Raw genomic sequence first — 21,312 nt, 5'->3', positions numbered from 1 at the left:
AAAAACCAATGGCAAATTACAAAGAGCAAATTGCCACCGGCACCACTTGGGTGCGCTGCAAGGCAGTCACCATTGAGAACCCTCTCAACGGCGCAGCACGGGCTACTTTTCAGGAAACACACTGCACCAGTGTCGGCGGTGTCACCAGCGAGCAATTTTCTGGCCTGCTGGGGTTGGAGTTCAAGCCGGATAGCACTGTTGCACTGCGCGACCCACAGACTGGCGAGTTGACGGGTCAGACCAGTACCCACGCCCATGTGTACCAGTTGCTCTACAGCATCTACATGCAGGCAGCACTGGAGCGCGACGCAGCGGCCCCAACAAGCATGGCAGCATGACCAGATGACCGCAGAACTTGATTTTCTGGGCAGCTTATTCAATGGCTCCCCGTTGGCATCCAGCATCGTTGGCACCCGTCCTAGTGCCAGTGGGGCGGGTGCGGCCGGTTTAGCTGCGCAGCGCAGTTTGGTTCCGGAACTGGATGCCAATTGGGCGGATGATCTTTTTAAGCAACAAAGTGAACGCCCAAGCCAGAATGGGCCGCCCGGCACAGGCTGGAGCACATCGGAGGTAAATACCGATGGCATGGATCGCTCCACATGGAAATGGGATTTGGGTGGCAACATGGTTGGTTCGTTCATCAAGCGGGGGGCTGCGGCTACAGGGCTTGACCGGATGTCTTCCCAAGCGCCGGTGTATGGCAACGGGGAATGGTCGGGTGGCCCTAACCCAGACCGATGGGCATCAGACTACAAGGAGTACCAGAAGCAGTTGACAGAGATGGCCCAGCAGTTGGGCATGGATGTTTCCTCGTACTACAACACGGTGGCAGGCAGCACAACAGGCCAAGGCAGCAAAGCGGTGGTGACCCCAGACCAACAGGTATTGGATGCCAATCGGCTGTATGACGCCATTGATGAACGCTACAAGGACGTGTATTTGGTGGGGGGCATGGCGCAGGGCTTGCCGGGCCAGACCGGCAACACCGGGCAAAAAGCAGTGCGCTCTTTGTATATGCGCAATGGGGATAAGTTGGTGCCCCAAGGTGACGCACAGGTGTATGACGCTCCAGAGAATAGCCAGGGTTTCTTTAAGGATGCTGTTCTTCCAGCCTTGCCTATTCTTTTAGCGCCCTTTACAGCTGGAGCCAGTTCTGCCTTGGCCGCTGGTATTCAGTCTGCGGTGCCTGCTTTGGGTGCCTTTGGTTCTGCTGCAGCCGCTGGTGCTTTAACAGGTGGAACTATGAGTGCGCTGACGGGCGGCGACGTGGGCAAGGGGATGCTGACCGGCGGCTTGGTAGGAGGGGTGGGTTCTAGTGTGGCGGGGTCGAGCTTTGCGGGGGCAGCACCCTTTGCAAGGATGGGCACCAAGATGGTGGTGGACGGCATCACGGATCGCACGCCTAGCGGTGCAGGCCCTGCGGACTCAACAGCTACAGCACTGGCCCCACCGACCTTGCAAACCACAGCGCCCACATCTACCCCATCTTCTTCTGAGCAAGGTTTCTTAGATGGCCTGTTTCGTGGTCAGGGTGGCTCGGGCACTGGGTTTATGAACAGTTTGATTGCCAAGGGTAAGACCCTCGGCTCCATTTGAAAACGGGGGTATCTATGGGAATCGGTTTTGCTGATGCGGCACCAGAGGTGTTTGCAGACAAGTACGGTCGCAATATGGCTGGTATGGCGACTCAGGGGATGGAGGCTGCCAATGGCTTGGGCATGAAGCTGGGGGAGTCCTACGCTAATGACTACCAGCCTTATGACAAAAAGTTCATGCAGCATGTGGACATGCTGGGGTCTGATGCCTATAAGGCGCAGCAGCGGGGCCGGGCCGTTGCCGGGGTACAGCAGGCATCAGATCAGCAGCTGGGCCAGATGGAGCGGCGCATGGCATCGATGGGCATGGCTAATCCAGCCCTGATGGCCAAGATGCAAAGCCAGACGGCAGCCCAAACTGCCTTGGGCCAGTCTGCTGCTGCCATGGACAGTGACCAAAAGGCACGGGGCGAATGGGTACAGGGCATTGGGGCGATCAATACGATGGGCCTCAAGACCGGTGAGTTGGGTACCAAGTATTTGCAGATGGGCAGCGAGCTGGGCAAGGTGGGGCTGGCCGGTGCAGACATGGGGGCTGGTGCTGCGGCAAGAAAGATGCAGGCTGATGCCTCTATGGCCAGTGCTGCCGCTGCGGGTTCCAATGCTTCGGCCAGTGCGCTCAATGCCCAAACCAATGCAACCAAGACGGCTAATGACTACCAGTTGGGCTTGGGGTCGCTGGCCGCACGGATGCACGAGATCAACACCGGCAATACGCTCAATCAAGCCAAGCTCGATGTGTTGAAGGGGCAAAGCAGCCTACCTAGTCAGGTGGCATCGACCGGACTGGGCATCTTGGGCAGTGCGGCCACCTCCTACTTTGCCAAGAACGGCTTGAACGGTATGTCGAATTTGTTGGGCACTGGTGGGGATTTTTGGGACTTTCTCTCAAGCAATGAGAGTCTGGGTCTGTCCACCGAAGAATTGATAAGCGCATTCTGAATTTCTGAGGAATAACTGTTATGGCCTTTTATTTAGACCCTGCTGCCATCAATCGCGGCACCACCATGTACGAGCACGCAATCTCCAGTAACCGTCAGGAGGAGATCGACAAACGGGAGCGCATCAGATTTGAAGATGAGCAGATGCGCAATCGGGCGCTGGACGGTGCCATGCAGAAGGCATCGAAACTGTATGGCGGCCCACTGGAGGCAGACGACGGCAAAGAGGTTTCTTTTTTGCAGCAGTTCAACACCCCCAATGGGATTGGTTTTAGCGCGCAGAACAAGCCTGCCCCTGCCGATGGGCAAGGTGGTGGCAGTGCGCCAGCGCAATCTCCAGTACAAGCCAATCCGGTGGAAGATGCGCAGTCCAATCCAGCAACGAACAACATCCTGACCCCTCCCTCGGAGCCGCAGCAGGGGGCTGCTGGTGTCATTGAAGCCCCTGAAGCCCCTAAGCAGCATCCGGCGATTGGCCCGATTCAGAAGCGGTATGAACGTGAACGCGCCCGTTTACAGATCCTGGCAGAGGCTGCTGCGGCGAAGCGCGATGTCGTGGCTATGGATGGATTAGGCGCGAAAATGGAGGCGCTGAATTCAGATTTTTCCTACGCCAAGATGGTGGGCGTCACCATGCACACGATAAAAAACAATCCGCAGTTTGGCACGGACTTGGCCAAGCGACTGACCGAGAACAATAACTATGGAGAATTGGCGGCAGACTTTGACCAAAAATACGGCGTAACCACCTTGAAGATCAAGGACACAGGGCGGGAGGTGCGCTTGGCCCCGCACCAGTTGGGGGTGATGGTGGCCGCTTTGCAAGACATGGAGAATGGCAACTATGAACGGGGCTATAAGAACCTGACCTTAATCGACAAAGAGGTTGCCGAACGTATCCAACGGGGCAATGAGCTGCAAAAGAGCGTGGTGGTCAACAATAACGATGCGGCGGCTAAAAACGAAGCTATCCGGCATACCCGTGCTGCGGATGGTATATCTGCTGCCAAACAGAACTTGGAGCAGCGGGAATTTGATGCCAAGAAGCCAGTCTATGATGTCGCGGCGCTGGATGCCAGTATCAGTATCGAGAAGGCCAAGCATGACCCAGACAGCCCAGAGTACAAGGCGCTCCAAACTCAGCAGAATGCCCTGAGAGATGCGAAAAACTCATCACCCGAACTGAAGCACGCACAGGAGTTGGTACGTTTGGGCGTGGTGCCTGATCTGAAGTCTGGGTATGAAATGGCGCTGACGAGAAAATCGAAGTCAGCCCGGGATTTCTACACCGACCTACTGATCTCCAAGGGTGAAGGCGGTTTGGGCCGAACCCCTGAGGAGGTGGACAAGATCATGCTGAATGTTTATGGCGATGGCTGGATGAAGCAGGTCAGGGGTGGTGCAGCATCAGCACCGGGGGCTGCGCCTGCTCCTGCCAGTGGGGGCAAGCCAAGCACCGGCAAACCGATCTCCAACACCATTGGTCAACCGCTCAAAGATGTAACACCGCAAGCTATTGCAAATACCGCTAGGCTGTGGGGCGTGTCTGAGGACGAAGTTAAGCGGAGATTGGGGATGTGAGCCTGCACTATCAGAGCTTTGCCTTGATGCCTGCTTGCTTCAAAATGGCATTGGCTGTGTTGCGGGTGTTTACCGTCACTGCTACAGGAAAGCGTGCGCCGTTAATGGGGCTTTCCCAAAATTCATGGCTACCCTTGCCCTGTCGGATCATCACGCAGCCATGTTGCAATAGCAGCGCCCGCAGTTGCGGGTAAAAGCCGGAACCCATCGCTCAGAGTGCAACGCGCTGCTGGGCGGATTGCACCAAGTCAAACCGAAGCCGGACAGAATCGGCATCCATCGGCAGATCGTTCAACTCGATCAAGTCAGGCACCAACAGCCAAGTGCGTTCCGTCAACTCGTCTAGCGTCTTGGCCTCCGTGACCAGGTTCAGCGCGTCGCATTCTGCCGTGTAGTACCCATCGCTGAAAGTGACCTCTACCGTAAGCGGAGGGTTCAGTCGATCAAGGCGTTTTTTTACAGAGCCCAACAGATCGACCACGGTTCTTCCAAAGTGTTCATCGGCACGGGCTGTGGCAGCGGAATACCAGCGCAGCAAAGTGCTTACGCGAAAGCTGGATTCGCGCAAATCATCGCTGTCCACGTCCGTCAAGTCGCTCAGAGAGTGCAGCAGACTGCCCGCTGCATGGAAATGAACCGCCGGGCCAATCTCACTGTCGCCCATCACTGCGGCGCGCTTGTCGTGGCTGTCACTTAACAAGGAAAGCCCGTGCTCAATGAACTGCACCCCCAGCGCCTGAATGCGCGGCGTAAAGCAAGAAGTGATGGCTGCGAACAGGTCATCTTTGGAGACAAACAAATCACCACTGCGCAGCACAAAGCGCACAGGCAACTCACCAAAACTGGCAACAAAAAAGCTCATCGGGCCATTATCACACCCCCCGAAAGACTGTGCTAACCCAGCTCGGTCAGCCACTGCTACTACCTGAACAAAACGCAGTGCAGCCCGTCACGCTGGCCGGATGGGAATGCAAAACCTACTGGGGGGCTACTTTAATGCTCTGGTTATGACTTCCGGTACCTGCTCAACGCCTAACAGGCAATCGGCTGGCAATAGTTCGCTTGCCTCCCTAAGGGTGGCCTGCATTTCGGAAATGGTAGTTCCTTGCTGAAATTGAAACACAACAGCCGGTACCCCCGTAGTCATAGCTGACCCCCGTGCAACGCACAGCAAAAGAGCATCTTCAAAGCTAATTTTTTTGTTCTCAGCAACCTCGCCTACAAGAAACTGGATGCTTGACGATAGCTTTCCAAGCGATTCAGTAGAGGCACCACGAAGATCGCTCAACTCCTTTGTCAGGCGCTCAATCTCCTTGGCACCGAGGTCTTTGGATCCATCCACATCAATGTAGCCAAGAATCGTTGCCTTCAGGCGAGCAACAATTTCAGAGTTCATGCTGCGGCCAAGCTGCTTGGCAGAGGCTTCGATGTGGTCTTTTAGTTCGGCAGGCAGCCGAATCTTCATTTGTGGGTCTTCACGGCTCATGTACGAATGATAAGCCACAGTAGATCATGGGGTCTTTTAGAGATAAACCTAAGTGGTGCATAATCAAACCAATAGACCACGGTGGTCTATTTTTTTGAGGTATCAAATGAACCACTCTACTGATGTGCAAATGAAGATTCGCATTGATAAGGAAGTCCACGCATGGCTCAAGAAGGCCGCGCAGCAGCAAGAACGCTCCGTTACATGGATTGTGAACAAGCTGATTGGGCAGGTCAAGGAAAAGCAGGAGGTTTGTGGTGCAAAGCAAGCCTAAGAAAAAAACCACAAATACACCACAAAACATGACCCACACCATCACCATTGGCACCATCGCCACGCCCGTTATCGGCTACAAGGGGCAGCGCGTTTGCACTACGCAACAACTCGCTGAACTTTACGGATGCACAGAGAAAAATCTGAGTGTCAACTTTGAAAACAACCGCAACCGGTTTGAGGAAGGGAAGCACTTCATCAAGCTGCAAAACGATGACTTGAAGGAGTTCAAGAACCAACCCAATATTGTTGGGTTGGTTGCCAAACGAGCAGCACACCTCATCCTTTGGACAGAACGCGGCGCTGCCCGTCACGCCAAGATGTTGGAAACGGATCAGGCTTGGGATGTGTTCGAGCAGATGGAGGATAGCTACTTTGCCCAGATGCTGACCCGCGCCCCAGTGGTCGATGGCCACGAGCGCAGCACTAAGCACGACCGCCTGCCGCTGTACCACTTTGCCATCGACACCGTGGTTAAGCACCACTTGATGTTCAACAAGGTCTATACGCTGCTAAACCTGTTCGCGGGGTCGTACTGTTTCAAAGATATGTCCAAGGAGCAAACCGCTGAAGTGGCTGACTTCTGCGACCGCTTCGCCCTTGGTCAGGACACGCGCAACGACTGGCAGCGCATCACCAGCAACCAAGCAAAACTGCACGGCACGCCGCCGCAACTTGACATGGTGGAAAAGCTGTTGTTCTCATGAGCCGCAACAGCGCAAAGAAAAAAGCCCCAGCGCTTAGACCCGCTGAGGCTTTGATTGTCAACAACCGAAACAAAAAGGTATCAACATGAGCCATTCTATCCAAACTACCGGCAGCAACGCTGCACTCATCCCAGTTTTTAACGACACCATCGGCGGTGAAGTGATTCAGCTTTGCTGCGCTCGCGCTCTGCATAGCTTCATGAGCGTGAAGCGGGATTTCACGACTTGGATCAAGGGCCGCATCGCCAAGTTCGGCTTTGTTGTAAACGAGGACTTCATCACGGTAGAGAATTTGAGCTCCCCCGATTTGGTGAGCTCAAAAGCACGGGCGCAAAAACTGACCGACTACCACCTGACCCTCGACATGGCCAAAGAGTTGAGTATGGTGGAGAACAACGCCAAGGGCCGCGAAGCCCGGCGCTACTTCATTGCTTGCGAACGTCAGGCGCTAAAGGCAACTGCTACCTACCAACCTCACGGCGACAGCATCAACGTAGCCGCCCTACTGCTGTCCGGCCAATGTGACCCCAAGCCCCTGACGGCTGCCCAGCACACACTGATTGACCAAACCGCCGGGCGCTTGGTGGGCGAAGCTTATCCACTGATTCGCGCCCACTTAGAGCGCCGGGTGGCTTGGAACACCAATGCCGCCCACTTGAATGACCCGGATAACGAAGTCATCAAAGGCGTATTGGGTAAAGCCGCGCTAGGCAATTGCTTGGCGCACCACTACCACCAAGAACTAGGGGCTGTGCGGGACATGCTGCGCTACATCCAAACCAAAGCGCATCAAGCCCTCGGTGGCATCGACCAGCAATTGGGCCTAGCCCACTAAGCGCCCCGTTTAACCCCCCGGCCCGCCCCGTGCGGGCTTTTTCTTGTTCAACGAGGCGCAAGGACAGCCACCAAGCATGGCAGCCTTTGAAGGTTCAACCAAAGGTTTGTTATGGCACGGGACTTGTTTGCTGAGTTGGGGATTGAGGTCAGGGGGTCTGATGGGGGTGATACCAAGCTCTCCCCGGAAGATGCCATCAAGAAGGTGGCGCAGGAGACGGGCTACAGCTCTGATTTTTTGCTGGGGCTGGCCAAGCTGGAAACCCGTGGCGGGGCTGCAACGATCAAAGGTGATGGGGTGGACACCCACAATCTGTTCAACATCAAGGATTTTTCCAAGGATGGAACAGGCATCCGGGCCACTGACAAGGCGGAGGGATCGAATCATCGTTACCGCCAATACACTGACTATGAGGAGTCGACTCGGGATCTGGTGCGGCTGCTGGATCGCAAATACCCCGATGCGCGGGTAGCTGAAACGCCGCAAGAGTTTGCACAGGCCTTAAAAGCTGGGGGCTATGCCACTGACCCCGCCTACGTGAACAAGTTGACACGCACGATTGGCACGGCGCAGGGTGGTTCTGATTTGTCGGGTGGTTCCTCGCAGCAAGCACCGGGCACTGCGGGGCGCGACGTGTTTGCCCAGTTGGGGATTGATCGCAACCGCCCGGCTGGTGGGCGCGATCTGTTTGCTGAGGCGGGTATTGATCCCAAAGCGCCGTGGGATGGTGGTGGGCGAGACCTGTTTGCGGAGGCCGGCATTGACCCGAAGGCACCCATGCCAGGGACTGCGCTACAGAAGGCTGGGGACTATGCCGGTGCAGTGTCGAGTGGCATTGGTACCGGCGTTTTGGGCATCCAAGGCGGCATTGGCAAGTTCTTGCAGGCACCGGCGGCTAACGCTTTGGCGGGTGTGACGGGGGCTGCTGCACTGGCCGACCAGGGCATGACATGGCTGGCCAATAAGCTGGAAGGCATGGATGCCAAGGCGAACCCAGATATCCAGCAGACTGCACAGATGGCATCGCAGTTTGCCGCTGAACAACGCCTAGAAAACGCCAAGGTGGGCGAAGATGGGGGCTGGGCCAACCCCATGACCATGATGGCCCGGATGGGCTTAGGCCTGCAAGAGGATGCCCGCAGTCGCACCCAAGCCATCATGGCAGCGGATGCGGCCACAAACCCTGAACTGTTGCGACAACAGCAGGCGACGGCACAAGCCGAGGGGTTTGTGGGCAACCTGAAAGCCATTGCAGACAACCCGATGGCCTTCACCCACACGATGGCCCGCTCGGTGCCCGATATGCTGATGGGCGTGGGTATGGCGCGTTTGGCCGCCGGTGGCAAACTGGCGGCAGCGACCAATGCTGGTGATGCGGCTGCAGCGGGCATAGCCAAAGCGGGTGGAACGGCAGCAGCACAGGCCGAAGCGGCCGCCGCAGCAATGGCACCGCTGCAACAGCAGGCCGTGGCTAGGGCTTCTAGCGCTGGCCTTTTGTCAGAGGCAGCCTCATCGGGCATGAATGCCTCGGAGGGGATTTATCAGCAGGTGATGGGGATGCCGCTGGATAAGCTCGCCGCATCCTCAGATCGGTACAAAGAGCTGATGGCGGAGGTCAAGAATCCGTATAAGGCCCGTGAACGGCTGGCCAATGAGTTGGCCGACCAGGCAGCACTGCCCTCGGTGGTGGTCACAGGCCTAGGGACAGGCATCACGAACAAGATATTCGGTGGCGATGCCACGGCTAAAACGGTGGCCGGTGTCGAGCGCTTGACCGGCAAGGAGCTGGCTAAGCGGGCTGGCCAAGACACGGTGGAGGAGGTGATCCAAGGCGTACCGGAGGATACGGTGCAGCATGGTGCCGTGGTGCAGGCAGATCCCTCTGCCAAGCTGGATGTGGGGGGTGCTATTGCCCAAAATGCTGCGGCTGGTTTGGCAATGGGCGGGGGGATGCACGGCTTTGCTTATGGCAAGCAGGTGCTGGGTGATGGGCGCGCCCCAAGTTCAGATGCTCGGACATCAGCGCCGGATGCCACGCTAGCCCCCGATACTGCACCTGCCACCATCGCACCGAAGACATTAGCCCAGCGCATTGCAGAAGCAGAGAATCTGGTTCGTGGTGGCAAGGATGGCGGTGGGTTGCTGGATACGCTGCGTCAGGTAGATGGTGGCCCTCAGGCAGTGCAGGAACTGATTACGCTGCTGAACACTGCCAAAAACCCACAGCAACCGCCTAAAGTGCGGGAACAGGCCATGCAGGCTATTGAAGCGCAGATCGCACCCGCACCAGAGGCTGCGCCTGAAACGCAAGCGCAGGATTCTGGAACCCTTGGGCCAAATTCTGAGCCGCCTGCACAGAATCCTGAGGCGCAAGCGCAGGCCTCTGCGGAAGCTGCAGAAAAGGCCCTCAAGCAGCCTGTGGCTTTGACCGCATTGGATCGGGCGGTGGAATTGGATGCCGAGTTGATGAGTGTTCGGGAGCGGTTGCAGGATGAGACTCCAGAAAACGGCTATGGCCCCGCTTTTGACCAGTCACGCCAAGAGTTGGCAGCCAAGGCGGCTATGCTGGAGCAAGAACGTAACCAAATTGCAGCGACATGGCCACAAGCGGCCAAGGGAGCACCCACCTCTTTTAGTACCGAATCGGGTGTGAAGCTCGATGGTGTCTATGCGCTGATGAGTGCAGACGATCTGATCACATCCCATATTGAGGGCTCGTGGCCCAATCCGCTGTACCCACAAGAGTTACAGCCACGCGACCGCAGCCGACGTGCCAGTGAATTACAGGTGTCGGGCATTGTGCAAAAGTTAGACCCAGCACGGCTGGGGGCATCTGCGGACGCTGCCACGGGTGCGCCGATTGTGGGGGCAGATGGATTGGTGGAGTCTGGCAATGCCCGAATGATTGCCCTGAAGCGCGTATACCACCAAGCTAACGGCCAGAAGGCCGAGAACTACAAAGCATTTCTGCGAGACAAGGCTGCCCAGTTTGGTATTGATCCGGCCACAGTGGATGTGACGCCCAAGCCGGTATTGGTGCGGGTGCGCTCCACGCCCGTCAACCGGGCTGAGTTTGCACGCCAAGCCAATGCCAGCACGGTGCAGCGCATGAGCCCCAGCGAGCAGGCCAAAGCGGATGCTGCCCGGCTCAATAGCCTAGAGGGTCTCAACCCCACGGAGGATGGCGATTTTTCTAACAGCCGTGACTTCATTCGCCAGTTCAGGAGCACGTTACCCATCACGGAACAAAGCGAGATGATGGAGGCCGATGGGCGTTTGTCCGCTGCTGGGTACCGGCGCATTCAGAATGCAGTGCTGGCCAAGGCGTATGGGGATTCGCCCACCTTGCGCCGGATGACCGAGAGCATGGACAACAACTTGCTCAATATCAGCAAGGCTCTGCTGCGAGTAGCACCGACCATTGCATCTGCGCGTGAGCGTATGGAGGCAGGGGCCTTGCATCAGGGGGACATTGCACCCGACTTGGTGCAGGCGGTGGAGGGCTTATCTGCCTTGCGCGATAAGGGTTGGACGGTGGCGCAGGAGTTGGCGCAGACCGATTTGACGGGGCAGAAGTACTCGCCAGAGACAGCAGAACTCATGCAGTTTTTGGCAGATAACACGCGCAGCCCACGCCGCATTGCAGAGTTTTTCCAGCGCTATTACGAGGCGCTGGAGCAGGTTGGAGACCCACGGCAATCGTCAATCCTTGGCGATGCGGGGCCTGCACCATCACGATCCGATTTACTGACACAAGCCAGAGAGGTAGCGCCAAATGACAACCCTAACCAAGACCCCCAGCGGAGAGTCGATAGAGAAAGTTCGTTCTCTGATGGACAAGGTGGACAGCAATCCACGGATACGCAGGGCTTTGATGGCAGCCCTGAAGGCGATGCAGCTACCAGACCCGATGCCACAGCAGGACAGCCGGGAGCAGCAGAAGGCCAAACCACAGTCGATGGCAACAGAGAATCAGTAGAAGCGCCCCTAGGATCTGACACACGGTTGGCTATAGGCGTCGCCGGTTCTGTCGATGGTGTGTCTGGCGTCCCATTGCAGGATCTGCAAGCCTTGGCTGATCGGCTGAAGGCCAAGATGCCGAATATGCCCAAGGTGAATGTGTTGGCTGACCCATCCAGCGCACCTTACAGCCTGATGGAATACATCAACCGGCAAGATGCCTGGTATGACGTTCAGGGGGCGATGCACGAAGGTGAGTTCTACCTGTTCGGGTCTGGCCTGCAAAGTCTTGAGCAGGCTGAGCATGTGCTGGCAGAGCATGAAGCGGCCCACTTTGGGTTACGGGCCGTACTGGGTGCGGATGGCTTGAAGTCCGCCATGCAAATGGTCTGGGTCCACAACGCCAGTGTACGAAAACAGGCCTCCAAACTGCAAGAGCGGGGCCGTCTTTCAGATGCTGAAGCCACGGAAGAGGTGATTGTTGACATTCCGACCAAGGAACTGGCCCAGCTCAAGGGCTGGCGCAAGGTAGTGCTAAAGGTGCGGGATTTTCTTGATCGCCGTGGCTATGAGAAGCTGGCCGACCGCCTCACTACTTGGCTGAATGGCTCTTTGGATGAGCAGCAACAGGCTGACTGGTTTGTAGCCGATCTGGTGCGCGCTGCACGCGATTATGTGGCGGGCCAGCGCGACGGGCAGCCATCAGGGTATGTGGGGGCCACGCGCTTGTCTCGGCTGAAAGAGTCTGCTGCGAGCACGTCTGCACCCATTGCACTCTCTCGGGCGCATGGGGGCAAAGCATTTAATGAAGGCAGTGCCACGGTGATTGGCACCTTCAAAAATGATATTCCTATGAAGGCGCACCCAGATTACAAGGCAGCCAAGGGAGGTGACCTCATGGCTGCCGCCGCGCTGGTGCAGGATCTTGTGAAGCCAGAAGATTTGCAATCGGCCCATGAAAAGTTTGGATCGGATGTGGTGTTTGTTCCTGTTCATGCCGAAGAGGCCACAGGGCGCAACCAAATCCCTAATGCCTTGGCCATGATGTATGCCGACCATTTGGGGGCACAAGTGGATACCAGCCTTACACAGGCCAACCGTGCATTTCACACTGGGGCAGGCGCGATGGAGCGCTTGCTGGCCCGTGCTGAGTTTTCAGGTTATGTTGAGCCTGGCCGACGCTATGTGCTGGTGGATGACGTCACCACCATGGGTAGCACTTTGGCCGATTTGGCAGCCTATATTCAAAGCAGTGGTGGTGATGTGGCTGGCTCCGTGGTGTTGGTCAATGCCATGCGTGGGGGTAAAATTCAAGCTGATCGCAAAACCGTCAACCAACTGGAGGCCCGTCATGGAGAAGTCATCCGCGAACTCTTCGGCTTTGGCCCCCAGCAGCTTACCGCCGCAGAAGCCCAGTACCTCATTGGCTTCCGATCGGCTGACGAGCTCCGAACTCGAGTCGTTACAGCAAAACAAGCGCGAATCGATCGCCTCGCTTCAAAAAATATTCCCCAACGCGCGGATTCACCAAGCTCCGGTTCCCGCCTAAGTCGCAGTTCCCCCGAGGCCCCCGCACCCACAACAGCTGCTGAGCGTGCCGATAAACTGATTGGCAAGCCTGTGGGCCGCGCCGCGCCCTTAGATAGGGTAGCCCATGCCATTACCCGCACCACCGGTGTTGAGCGGGTGACTCGCAATGTTTACGACAAGGCGGCTGTCCTGCTGGAGCGCCTGATTCCTGAGCGGGTTAAGGCGGGTGTCGTTTCAGATTACGGGGTACCTGAAGCGGTGATTGACCAGCGCGCTTTACTCCAAGGCCGCCAGCGGGTGCAGCTGCGTAAGACAGGTGCCCTCGTCGAAAAGCTGGCCACCTTGACGCGGGCTGAGAGCCGGGTGGCCTATGAGTGGATGAATATGAAGGAGGGGGCTGACGCGGCCGCTTATGACTCCGTGATGCAGGGGCTGCCCCAAGAGTCGGTCAAGGTGCTCAAAGAAGTGCAGCAAATGATCGACAAGCTAAGCCGTGAGGCGGTGCGCCTTGGGCAGTTGTCCCCAGAGGCGTACGAGCGGCATAAGTTCGCCTACCTGCATCGATCCTATGAAAAGTACACCTTGGGCCTGAGCGCCGAGGAGAAAGCCGTGCGCTCACGGGCTATTGCGGTTTTAGGGGAGCAATATCAAGGCCGGGGCCTGAGCGAATTTGCCTCTATGGCTGAGATACGCAATGTCGCTCCTGAATGGTGGGGGCGCAAGGTGGTGCCCTACAAAGTCGATACATCTCTGAAGGGGCAGAAGTTCATCCGCCTAGAGCGGCGCGCGCCGTCAGGTGAAGGGATAGAGCCTTTGCCGGGCATGGAGAGTAAGCAACCGGGCAAGTTACAGGAGGTGGTGTACTGGCCTGCTGGCGAACCTGTCCCCAGCAAGTACAGCGACAAGCTTAGTGACTGGTCGCAGGCAGGAACATGGGAAGTGCGCGACACCCAAGCAGGGAAGGTGGTGCTGTGGCGCGACTTTACCAAGAATGAGCGCACCCAGATGGGGGAAATTGACGAGGCCCGGTTTGCCATTGCCAAGACGCTCCAGATGATGATCCACGATGTGGAGGTGGGACGCTATTTGGAGTGGATGGCCCAAAACTATGGCAAGAAAGACGGTGATCAGGTAGATGGCACTGTAGTGGATGCCTCTGAGCGGATGCGTGACACTTTTGCCACCAATGAATGGGTGAGGGTTCCAGATGTGAAGATACCCGGCACAGAGGTGCTCAAGTATGGCAAGTTGGCCAACCATTATCTTCCTGGCCCGATTTGGAATGATGTCCGTCAAGTGGTTGCTGGTGGGCGCTTCAAGCCGTTTGGTGAGACTTATGCCAAAGTGTTGTCGCTGTGGAAAACCAGCAAGACGGCACTGTCGCCCAGCGTGCACATGAACAATGTCATGTCTAACTTTGTGATGGCTGATTGGCATGATGTGGGGGCCGGCCATGTGACCAAAGCCTTGCGCATTTTGCTTTCTACTAGCCAAAAAACAGGCGGCATTACTGACCGTGAGGCGGCACAGGAGGTGCTGAATCGGTATCAGGACAGTGGTGGTGATACCGGATCGTGGGCCACCCAAGAGATTGCCAACGAGCAGTTGGAGCCGCTGCTGGCGGCGCTGGAGAAGGAGCTTGGGCAAGACGATGGCGGCGGTATGCAGGCGCAAATAGGCGTGATGGCAGCGCTACAACACGCTAGTCATGGCAGATTTTCCGATAGCTGGGCTGCTGCTGTGGCCAGCAAACCGGGCAAGGGGATGGGTAAAGCGGCTAAGGCGATGATTGACATCTACCAAGCTGAGGATGATGTGTTTCGGCTGGCAGCATGGCTCAAGGCCAAGGAGGATGGCTTAGATGACATGGCCGCTGGCAAGGTAGCGCGCAAATCGTTTTTGGATTACAGCATCAATGCGCCATGGATCAGTGCCATGCGCCAGTCGGGGTGGCCATTTTTGGCGTTCACTTATCGGGCAGTGCCGATGCTGGCAGAGATTGCCGCCAAAAAGCCGCACAAGCTGCTCAAGCTCATGGCGCTGGCCGGTGGGCTGAACGCGCTAGGGAACATGCTGGCTGGTGGCGATGATGACAAGGAGCGCAAGCTGCTACCAGAAGAGAAGGCGGGTGCTATTTGGGGCATGGTGCCCAAGCTGATTCGTATGCCGTGGAATGACGCCCACGACTCGCCCGTTTATTTGGACATTCGGCGCTGGATACCGGTGGGTGATGTGTTTGATGTCGGCCAAGGGCATTCAGCCATTCCGATGTTGCCGGGGTTGATGCCTACGGGGCCATTGGCCATGTTGTTTGAAGTGGTGTTGAACAAGACGAGCTTCACCGGCAAGCCAATCACACAGGAGACGGATAGTGTTGCCCAGAAGACCGCTAAGTTGGCAGACTACTTTTATAAGGCGTTTGCACCCAATTTGCTCTTACCCAATCCGGTTGGCTGGGCACTAGAGGAGGCGTCGGGGGTCAAGAATGCTGGACAGACATACGCATGGTCTTCGGTCATCGATGCTAAGCATGGCCGCACTGATGGCTTTAGTCGTGAGCAGTCGGTAGCGCAGGCCATTGCTTCATCGGCTGGGGTGAAGTTGGGGAGCTATCCGGCTGATGTGCTGCGGCGCAATCTTATCAAGGAGGCTGAGGCCAAGGCGCGCGAGATTGACCTGAATATCTCCCAGCTGCGGCGTCAGTACCAGACCCAGCGGATTAGCCGCGATGAGTACCAGGCGCAGGTGCAGCAGGAAGCAGAGAAGAAGCGCGATGTGATGCAAAAGTTGAGCAAGAAGCTGCAATAAGGGTCGGTGCGTTGCGAGGCTCTGCCCATCACCATCACATCATGGTGATGGGTGGTTTTATGCAGCGCGCAGTGGGTCGTATCCCGATTTGTCTTCAGACTGGCGGTCGTCGTTGCAAGTTATTGATTTTACTTGTATGAGTTCGATTTTGTAGCCATCAGGGTCGGTCACAAAGGCAATCACCGTAGCTCCCCCTTTGACTGGCCCAGCTTCGCGGGTAACGTTGCCCCCGGCAGCCTTGATTTTTTCGCAGGCAGCATAGGCATCTGGTACGCCAATGGCAATGTGCCCATAGGCATTGCCGTGGTCGTACTGTTCGGTACCCCAGTTGTAGGTCAACTCAATCTCAGCTTGGGCCGGGTTGCCGCCGGCGAAACCCAAAAAAGCCAGCGAGTACTGGTACTGCGGGTTCTCAGAGGTGCGCAGCAACTGCATACCCAGCACTTGGGTATAGAAATCAATCGAGCGTTGGAGGTTGCCAACGCGGAGCATAGTGTGGAGGATTCGCATGGGGTCGATTGTGCCGGTAGTCTAGAGAGCCAACCGGGACGAAGGCCAAAACGGCGTCACGGGGGCAGCCATCATTTTCCTCCAATGTGTCATGAACTTGCTATAGGGTAGCTCTGATCGTATGTGCATGGTGCCTTCGCGCTGTGGCTGTTGGGTGTCAACCTGAGAAATAATGCAATGTCTGATGGTCTGGATGTTCTTTTGATAAGCATAGGCTCGCGCACCTTTGGTGTGCCTTTGGAGCATATTCGTCATGTAGCAGCCATACCACCAGATTTTGTAGCGCAGGGCACGCATACCGAGAGCCATTTGGTCTTTGCGGGCATGCCCGTGCCTTACGTTTCTTTGTGGGATCATTTTTTGCTCGAATCCTGCTACACCGAGTATGTGCAGATTAAAGCGATGTTGCCACAAAGGTGCCAAGACCATCTGGACTGGATTGGGGCACTGGAAGATTCTATTCGTACTGGAAGCACCTTCTCTAAGGCTCGCAACCACCGCGAATGTGCCTTTGGCAAATGGTTTTACAACTATAAAACTGAAAACTTACAACTCTCAGTGTTTTTATCGCAGTTTGAGCACCCACATACCATGGTACATCAACTGGCTGATCGGCTCCTAGGTATGGCCGAATCCGGAAAAAAAGACGATGCCTTGACAAAATTACAAGAAAGCAAGGACACCACCCTGAAGCGGTTGCTAGAGTTATTTGATTTTACAGCCACGCTGGTACACAATCTGCAGCGTCGAGTCGCACTCATCAGCACACAAGGCGGGCAAGAGCTAGCCTTAGGAGTAGATAGTGTGATTGACATCATCAAGGTACCGCTCCACTCCATCAAGCAAAATACCTCTAGTGCCAAAATGGGGGCTTTGGGTTCTATTTCTGCATTGCTGGTGCTAGAAAATCAAACCATCGCCCCTCTTCTGGATATAAATATTTTTTATCGTTGATTAGACGACTGATGATAGTCTGGTGGACAATTCGTCAATAGCCTCGCACCAATCGGAGTCGTCCGCCAAAGATTGCTGCAAAAATTCTGCTTGAGAATTATTCCAAAATGGGGCCTCAAAAATCGAAAGTCCAGCATCTAAGCGGTGCAGGCGGATGAAATCATCGACATCCTTTTCTTGATTGGCTAGGCCCAACTGGGCAAAAAGATTTCTTAGATCGTGGGGATTAATTTCCATTGTCTCTCTCCTTGTAAAAATCATGCAACGTTCAGGCGCACACAGTTGCGTCCCTTGGCCTTGGCCCGGTACATAGCATAGTCTGCCCGCCTGAGGACGTCATCCATGTTGGTTTCACCAGGGCCAAAGATGGTCACGCCAATGCTACTGCTGCAATGGTGCTCCACAGTTTTACCAGTCTGCAATTGAATGAGATAAGGATTCTGTAGCTCATGGCGTAATTTTTCTGCCACCTTGAGCGCATGCAACTCGGCCCGCAGACGTGATTCATCCAAATCCACCAGCAGCACAATAAACTCATCGCCACCTTGGCGGGCTACTGTGTCTTCGGCTCGCAAATGGCGCTTGAGCCTGCCACCCACTTCACGCAGCAACAAATCACCCGCTTGATGGCCAAATTGATCATTTAATGGTTTGAAATTGTCTAAATCCAAAAACATCAGTGCTGCGTGACGCTGTTGGCGTTGCACTGAAGACAACGCTAACTGTAATCGGTCTTTTAATAGCTTTCGGTTAGGCAGATCGGTCAATGGATCGTACAGCGCCAGCCGCTCCATCATCGCTATTTCTTTACGGTGTGCAGAAAAATCGCGCAGCGTCACCATTAATAATGGCTCTTGGTCAATTTGCAATGAAGTAGCCACAATTTCCACTGGCACTAGCTCTGCGGTATCCCAACGCTGGATGGTAATTTCGGTGCGATAGCTGTGGTGCGCTAAGGTGGTGGCAATAATTTTCTTTGCCTGCTCGGTTGAATCAGTGCCACACGGTTGCTTTTCTGGAGCAAGGTCGCCTAGTGTGCAGTTCAAGAAATCATCTTTGCTCGCCAGCCCAAATAAATGTAAGGCGGCCAGATTGCAATCGATAAGACGCTCGCTGGTCATCAACACCACAGCCTCACTACTGGCTTCGAACAGCGTCCGAAACCGGGCTTCGGACTGGGCTAGGGCATCTTGGGTACGTTTGATATTGGTAATATCTGTGGAGAACCCCAGCAAGACCCTGGTTTTTTCAGGAAATTCTAATGGCTGCTTCAATGACAAATAGCGCTTATGGCTACCGTTGCTTAGGGTCAGCGTCTCTTCGCGCTCTAGCCTTTGACCGCTCGCCAGCACGGCCTGATCTACAGCACGAAAGCTTTTGGCAGTAGTGGCATCCACCAGTTCAAAGTCAGTTTTACCAATCACCTCACCCAAGGTGTGCTCCAGACTTTGGAGCGTCATCTGATTGGCATAAAGATACGCCCCATTGAGGTCTTTGATGTAAATCAGCGCGGGGAGCTGGTTAAGAATGTCATCAAGGAGGCTTTTGCTGTCGAGCAAACTGGCCGTATGGGCCAGATCGTGGGTGATTTCTTGGGAGTAACCACAAATGCCTACCACCGTGCCCTCGTGCTCGATAGGTACGCGCGTGGTACGAAAACTGCGCCGCTCGTTGGTGCTGCGCAGCACCAGATGCTCTACTCGTTGCTGGACTTGGCCCGAACGCAGCACCTGTAGCTCGGCTGCTGCGCAGTCTTTGGCTTGGGCCGTGCCTACCAAATCTTGCAATGTACGCCCCATTAGCGTATTGAGGGAGGTCTCAAACAAGCGCAAGCCGTAGGGATTCATCCATACATAGCGCCCTTGGCAATCTTTGATAAATGCCACCACCTTGATATGGTCAGTCAGGAGAGCTAGCCCTAGACGACGTAATTGGGTTGGAGAAAGAGATTTCTCGGTAGTCAAATGCTGTTCCTCAACAAGGTGCTTGTAGAGGATGGTACATATATTTACACATTGGGGGAGCAAATTTTGCTCCCCCGCGTGCCAGATCACCTTAATGGGAGCTGTGAGCATCCTTTTTTAGGGACAACACCACCGAGGTAGCGATGATGGCTGCCACGACCCCCAGCGACACGCCCACAGGAATCTTGTAGATGTCCATCAGCATCATCTTCACACCAATGAACATCAGCACCAGCGCCAACCCATACTTGAGCAGCGAGAAGCGGTCAGCCATGTCTGCCAGCAAGAAATACATGGCGCGCAAGCCCAAGATGGCAAATATGTTCGATGTCAAGACGATGAACGGGTCAGTGGTGATGGCAAAAATAGCAGGGATGGAATCGACCGCAAAGATGACATCGCTCAATTCCACCAGCACCAGCACCAAAAACAGCGGCGTGACATAGCGTACCCAGCGCACATCACCATGCGGGCCACACACTTGCTTTTGGACAAAGAAGCGCTCGCCATGCAGCTCGTCCGTGACTTTCACGTGGCGACGAATCCAGCGGATGACCGGATTGCCAGCCAAGTCTGGCTCCTTGTCGGCAAACCACCACATCTTGATACCGGTGACCAACAGGAACGCCCCGAAAACATAGAGTAGCCAATGAAACTGCGTGATGAGCCAGACACCAGCAAAGATCATGATGGTGCGCAACACAATGGCACCCAGCACGCCTAGCACCAATACCCGCTTTTGCAACTCTAGCGGGATCGCAAAGAAGCTAAACAGCATCAGCCAAACAAAGACGTTATCGACTGCCAGCGATTTCTCAATCAGGTAGCCGGTGACAAACGCCAGGGCTTTTTCGTTGGCAATCTCGCGCCCGGCAGTACTGTCAAGATACCACCACAAGAGCGCGGCAAAGAGCATGGAGACGCTGACCCAGATGCCCGACCAAGTGGCCGCTTCTTTAAAAGAGACGCGGTGCTGCTTGCCGCCACCGACCACAAACAGGTCGATGGCCAGCATGACAAGGACGATGGTGAAGAACCCCGCCCACATCCACCAAGTACCGATGTTTTCCATTGTGTTGTTCCTTGTTGATTGTTTGGGTTGAAGAGAAAAACTTATGCTGATGGATTATTCAAGAACTTTGGTTTCTAATAAAGCAGATATAAATTTATTTTTAGTTCGGAAAAACCGAACTGTTCTCCTATGCTCAACTACCGCCATCTGCACTATTTCTGGATCGTTGCCAAGGAAGGCGGCTTTGCCCGTGCCTCTGAACGGCTGGACATGGCTATCCAAACCATCAGCGTGCAAGTGCGCGAATTAGAAAAATCGCTGGGGCAGCAACTGCTCAAGCCCGCCGGTCGTGGCGTGGCCTTGACCGAGGTGGGCAAGACCGTCTTTGCGCGGGCAGAAGATATCTTCCAGCTTGGCCACCAGCTAGAAGAAGAAGTGCGCCAAGCCAGTTCTGGCTCCGTGATCCGACTGGCCGTCGGGTTGTCCGATGGCATTTCTAAGCTGGCAGCCCACGCCCTGTTGGTGCCAGTACTGAACACGGGCGCGTTGCGGCTGGTGTGCCATGAAGGCGAGTTTGAGCAGTTGCAAAGTGAATTGGCCCAGCACCACCTCGATTTGGTGCTGGCCGGGCAGGCAGCTCCACCCAACCCCAACCTACGCCTGAGCAGTGAACGCATGGTGTCGTCCCCAGTGGACTGGTATGGCCCTGCCAACTTGGTACAGGCTACCGACATCACCCAATTTCCTGCAGTGCTAGAGCACGTGCCGGTGCTCTTGCCCACCACCCATTCGGTGCTGCGTACCAGCCTAGAGCGCTGGTTCGACGAGCAGGGCTTGAGACCCCAAGTGGTTGGGGAGTTTGAGGACAGCGCACTCATGACGGTGTTTGCTGCGCGTGGCTTGGGGGTTTTTCCGGTAAGCCGGTTTGGTGCCGATGACATTGGCCTGATGCCCGGTTTGCTGTTGTTGGGCCACTGCGAAGACATTCATGAAGAAATCCACGCTATTTATGGCCGCCGGGGGCGGCAACACCCCTTGGTGCAGCAACTGCTGGCCCATACCAGAAGGTAACTTCGCTTATCTTCTGGCTTCTCAAATCAGCAGATTGGGAGATAGCAGTGATTTAGCAACAAATGGCAGCATGTTCGTTACAGCC

The 21,312-nt window shown here is 55.6% G+C and carries 17 protein-coding genes; 10 read left to right on the top strand and 7 right to left on the bottom strand.

Annotated elements, in window-relative coordinates; genetic code table 11:
- Positions 1 to 8: 8 nt before the first annotated feature.
- From BMX55_RS00900 to BMX55_RS00885, 4 genes are read left to right on the top strand one after another with little or no spacing between them, the layout of a single operon-like run.
- Positions 9 to 338: a hypothetical protein gene (locus tag BMX55_RS00900; protein WP_091451323.1), complete on the top strand. Its 330-nt coding sequence runs from the start codon at positions 9 to 11 to the stop codon at positions 336 to 338.
- A 4-nt stretch (positions 339 to 342) separates the two neighbouring features.
- The gene (locus tag BMX55_RS00895) at positions 343 to 1,596 is read left to right on the top strand and encodes a hypothetical protein (protein ID WP_091451319.1); all 1,254 of its coding nucleotides are present in this window, start codon (positions 343 to 345) and stop codon (positions 1,594 to 1,596) included.
- 14 nt (positions 1,597 to 1,610) lie between these two features.
- Positions 1,611 to 2,537 (top strand): hypothetical protein, encoded by a 927-nt coding sequence (locus BMX55_RS00890; protein WP_091451317.1) that lies wholly within the window; start codon positions 1,611 to 1,613, stop codon positions 2,535 to 2,537.
- 20 nt (positions 2,538 to 2,557) lie between these two features.
- Positions 2,558 to 4,117 carry a hypothetical protein gene (locus tag BMX55_RS00885; protein WP_091451315.1) on the top strand — a complete coding sequence of 520 codons (1,560 nt, stop codon included), beginning with the start codon at positions 2,558 to 2,560 and terminating at the stop codon, positions 4,115 to 4,117.
- 10 nt (positions 4,118 to 4,127) lie between these two features.
- On the opposite strand, the gene BMX55_RS00880 is transcribed toward BMX55_RS00885, so the two are convergent.
- The 3 genes from BMX55_RS00880 to BMX55_RS00870 form a co-directional block, all read right to left on the bottom strand.
- Positions 4,128 to 4,325 (bottom strand): type II toxin-antitoxin system HicA family toxin, encoded by a 198-nt coding sequence (locus BMX55_RS00880; protein WP_091451312.1) that lies wholly within the window; start codon positions 4,323 to 4,325, stop codon positions 4,128 to 4,130.
- Positions 4,326 to 4,328: 3 nt separating this feature from the next.
- A complete protein-coding gene (locus BMX55_RS00875) occupies positions 4,329 to 4,979 on the bottom strand; it encodes a DUF1902 domain-containing protein (RefSeq protein ID WP_218144447.1) in 651 nt (216 codons plus the stop codon).
- 126 nt (positions 4,980 to 5,105) lie between these two features.
- Positions 5,106 to 5,603 carry an Arc family DNA-binding protein gene (locus BMX55_RS00870; RefSeq protein WP_091451308.1) on the bottom strand — a complete coding sequence of 166 codons (498 nt, stop codon included), beginning with the start codon at positions 5,601 to 5,603 and terminating at the stop codon, positions 5,106 to 5,108.
- 106 nt (positions 5,604 to 5,709) lie between these two features.
- On the opposite strand from BMX55_RS00870, the gene BMX55_RS16040 reads away from it, so the two are divergent.
- The 4 genes from BMX55_RS16040 to BMX55_RS00855 all read left to right on the top strand — a co-directional run bounded on the left by BMX55_RS16040 (position 5,710) and on the right by BMX55_RS00855 (position 15,716).
- Positions 5,710 to 5,877, top strand: coding sequence for a DNA-binding protein (locus BMX55_RS16040; RefSeq protein WP_143059549.1), 168 nt, complete (start codon positions 5,710 to 5,712; stop codon positions 5,875 to 5,877).
- A gap of 28 nt (positions 5,878 to 5,905) precedes the next feature.
- Positions 5,906 to 6,583, top strand: a complete 678-nt coding sequence (locus BMX55_RS00865) for an ORF6N domain-containing protein (protein ID WP_091453045.1) — start codon at positions 5,906 to 5,908, stop codon at positions 6,581 to 6,583.
- Between the two features lie 85 nt (positions 6,584 to 6,668).
- On the top strand, positions 6,669 to 7,418 hold the full coding sequence (locus BMX55_RS00860; protein WP_091451306.1) for an antA/AntB antirepressor family protein: 750 nt from the start codon (positions 6,669 to 6,671) through the stop codon (positions 7,416 to 7,418).
- 111 nt (positions 7,419 to 7,529) lie between these two features.
- On the top strand, positions 7,530 to 15,716 hold the full coding sequence (locus BMX55_RS00855) for a glucosaminidase domain-containing protein (RefSeq protein ID WP_091451303.1): 8,187 nt from the start codon (positions 7,530 to 7,532) through the stop codon (positions 15,714 to 15,716).
- 57 nt (positions 15,717 to 15,773) lie between these two features.
- On the opposite strand, the gene gloA is transcribed toward BMX55_RS00855, so the two are convergent.
- Entirely contained in the window at positions 15,774 to 16,226 is a 453-nt protein-coding gene (gloA, locus tag BMX55_RS00850) for a lactoylglutathione lyase (protein ID WP_091451302.1), read from the bottom strand.
- A gap of 177 nt (positions 16,227 to 16,403) precedes the next feature.
- On the opposite strand from gloA, the gene BMX55_RS00845 reads away from it, so the two are divergent.
- Positions 16,404 to 17,180, top strand: coding sequence for a CZB domain-containing protein (locus BMX55_RS00845; RefSeq protein WP_091451299.1), 777 nt, complete (start codon positions 16,404 to 16,406; stop codon positions 17,178 to 17,180).
- On the opposite strand, the gene BMX55_RS00840 is transcribed toward BMX55_RS00845, so the two are convergent.
- From BMX55_RS00840 to BMX55_RS00830, 3 genes are all read right to left on the bottom strand, one after another.
- On the bottom strand, positions 17,181 to 17,417 hold the full coding sequence (locus tag BMX55_RS00840) for a DUF2789 domain-containing protein (RefSeq protein ID WP_091451298.1): 237 nt from the start codon (positions 17,415 to 17,417) through the stop codon (positions 17,181 to 17,183).
- 20 nt (positions 17,418 to 17,437) lie between these two features.
- Positions 17,438 to 19,144 (bottom strand): sensor domain-containing protein, encoded by a 1,707-nt coding sequence (locus BMX55_RS00835; RefSeq protein ID WP_177172782.1) that lies wholly within the window; start codon positions 19,142 to 19,144, stop codon positions 17,438 to 17,440.
- Positions 19,145 to 19,235: 91 nt separating this feature from the next.
- Positions 19,236 to 20,216: a TerC family protein gene (locus BMX55_RS00830; RefSeq protein WP_091451293.1), complete on the bottom strand. Its 981-nt coding sequence runs from the start codon at positions 20,214 to 20,216 to the stop codon at positions 19,236 to 19,238.
- A gap of 129 nt (positions 20,217 to 20,345) precedes the next feature.
- Between BMX55_RS00830 and BMX55_RS00825 the strand changes: the two genes are divergently transcribed.
- Positions 20,346 to 21,227, top strand: coding sequence for a LysR substrate-binding domain-containing protein (locus tag BMX55_RS00825; protein ID WP_091451290.1), 882 nt, complete (start codon positions 20,346 to 20,348; stop codon positions 21,225 to 21,227).
- Positions 21,228 to 21,312: the final 85 nt, after the last annotated feature.

Origin of the sequence: Giesbergeria anulus, assembly GCF_900111115.1 — a bacterium.
Taxonomy (GTDB): Bacteria; Pseudomonadota; Gammaproteobacteria; order Burkholderiales; family Burkholderiaceae_C; genus Simplicispira; species Simplicispira anulus.
This window is presented reverse-complemented; position numbering and strand designations above follow the sequence as displayed.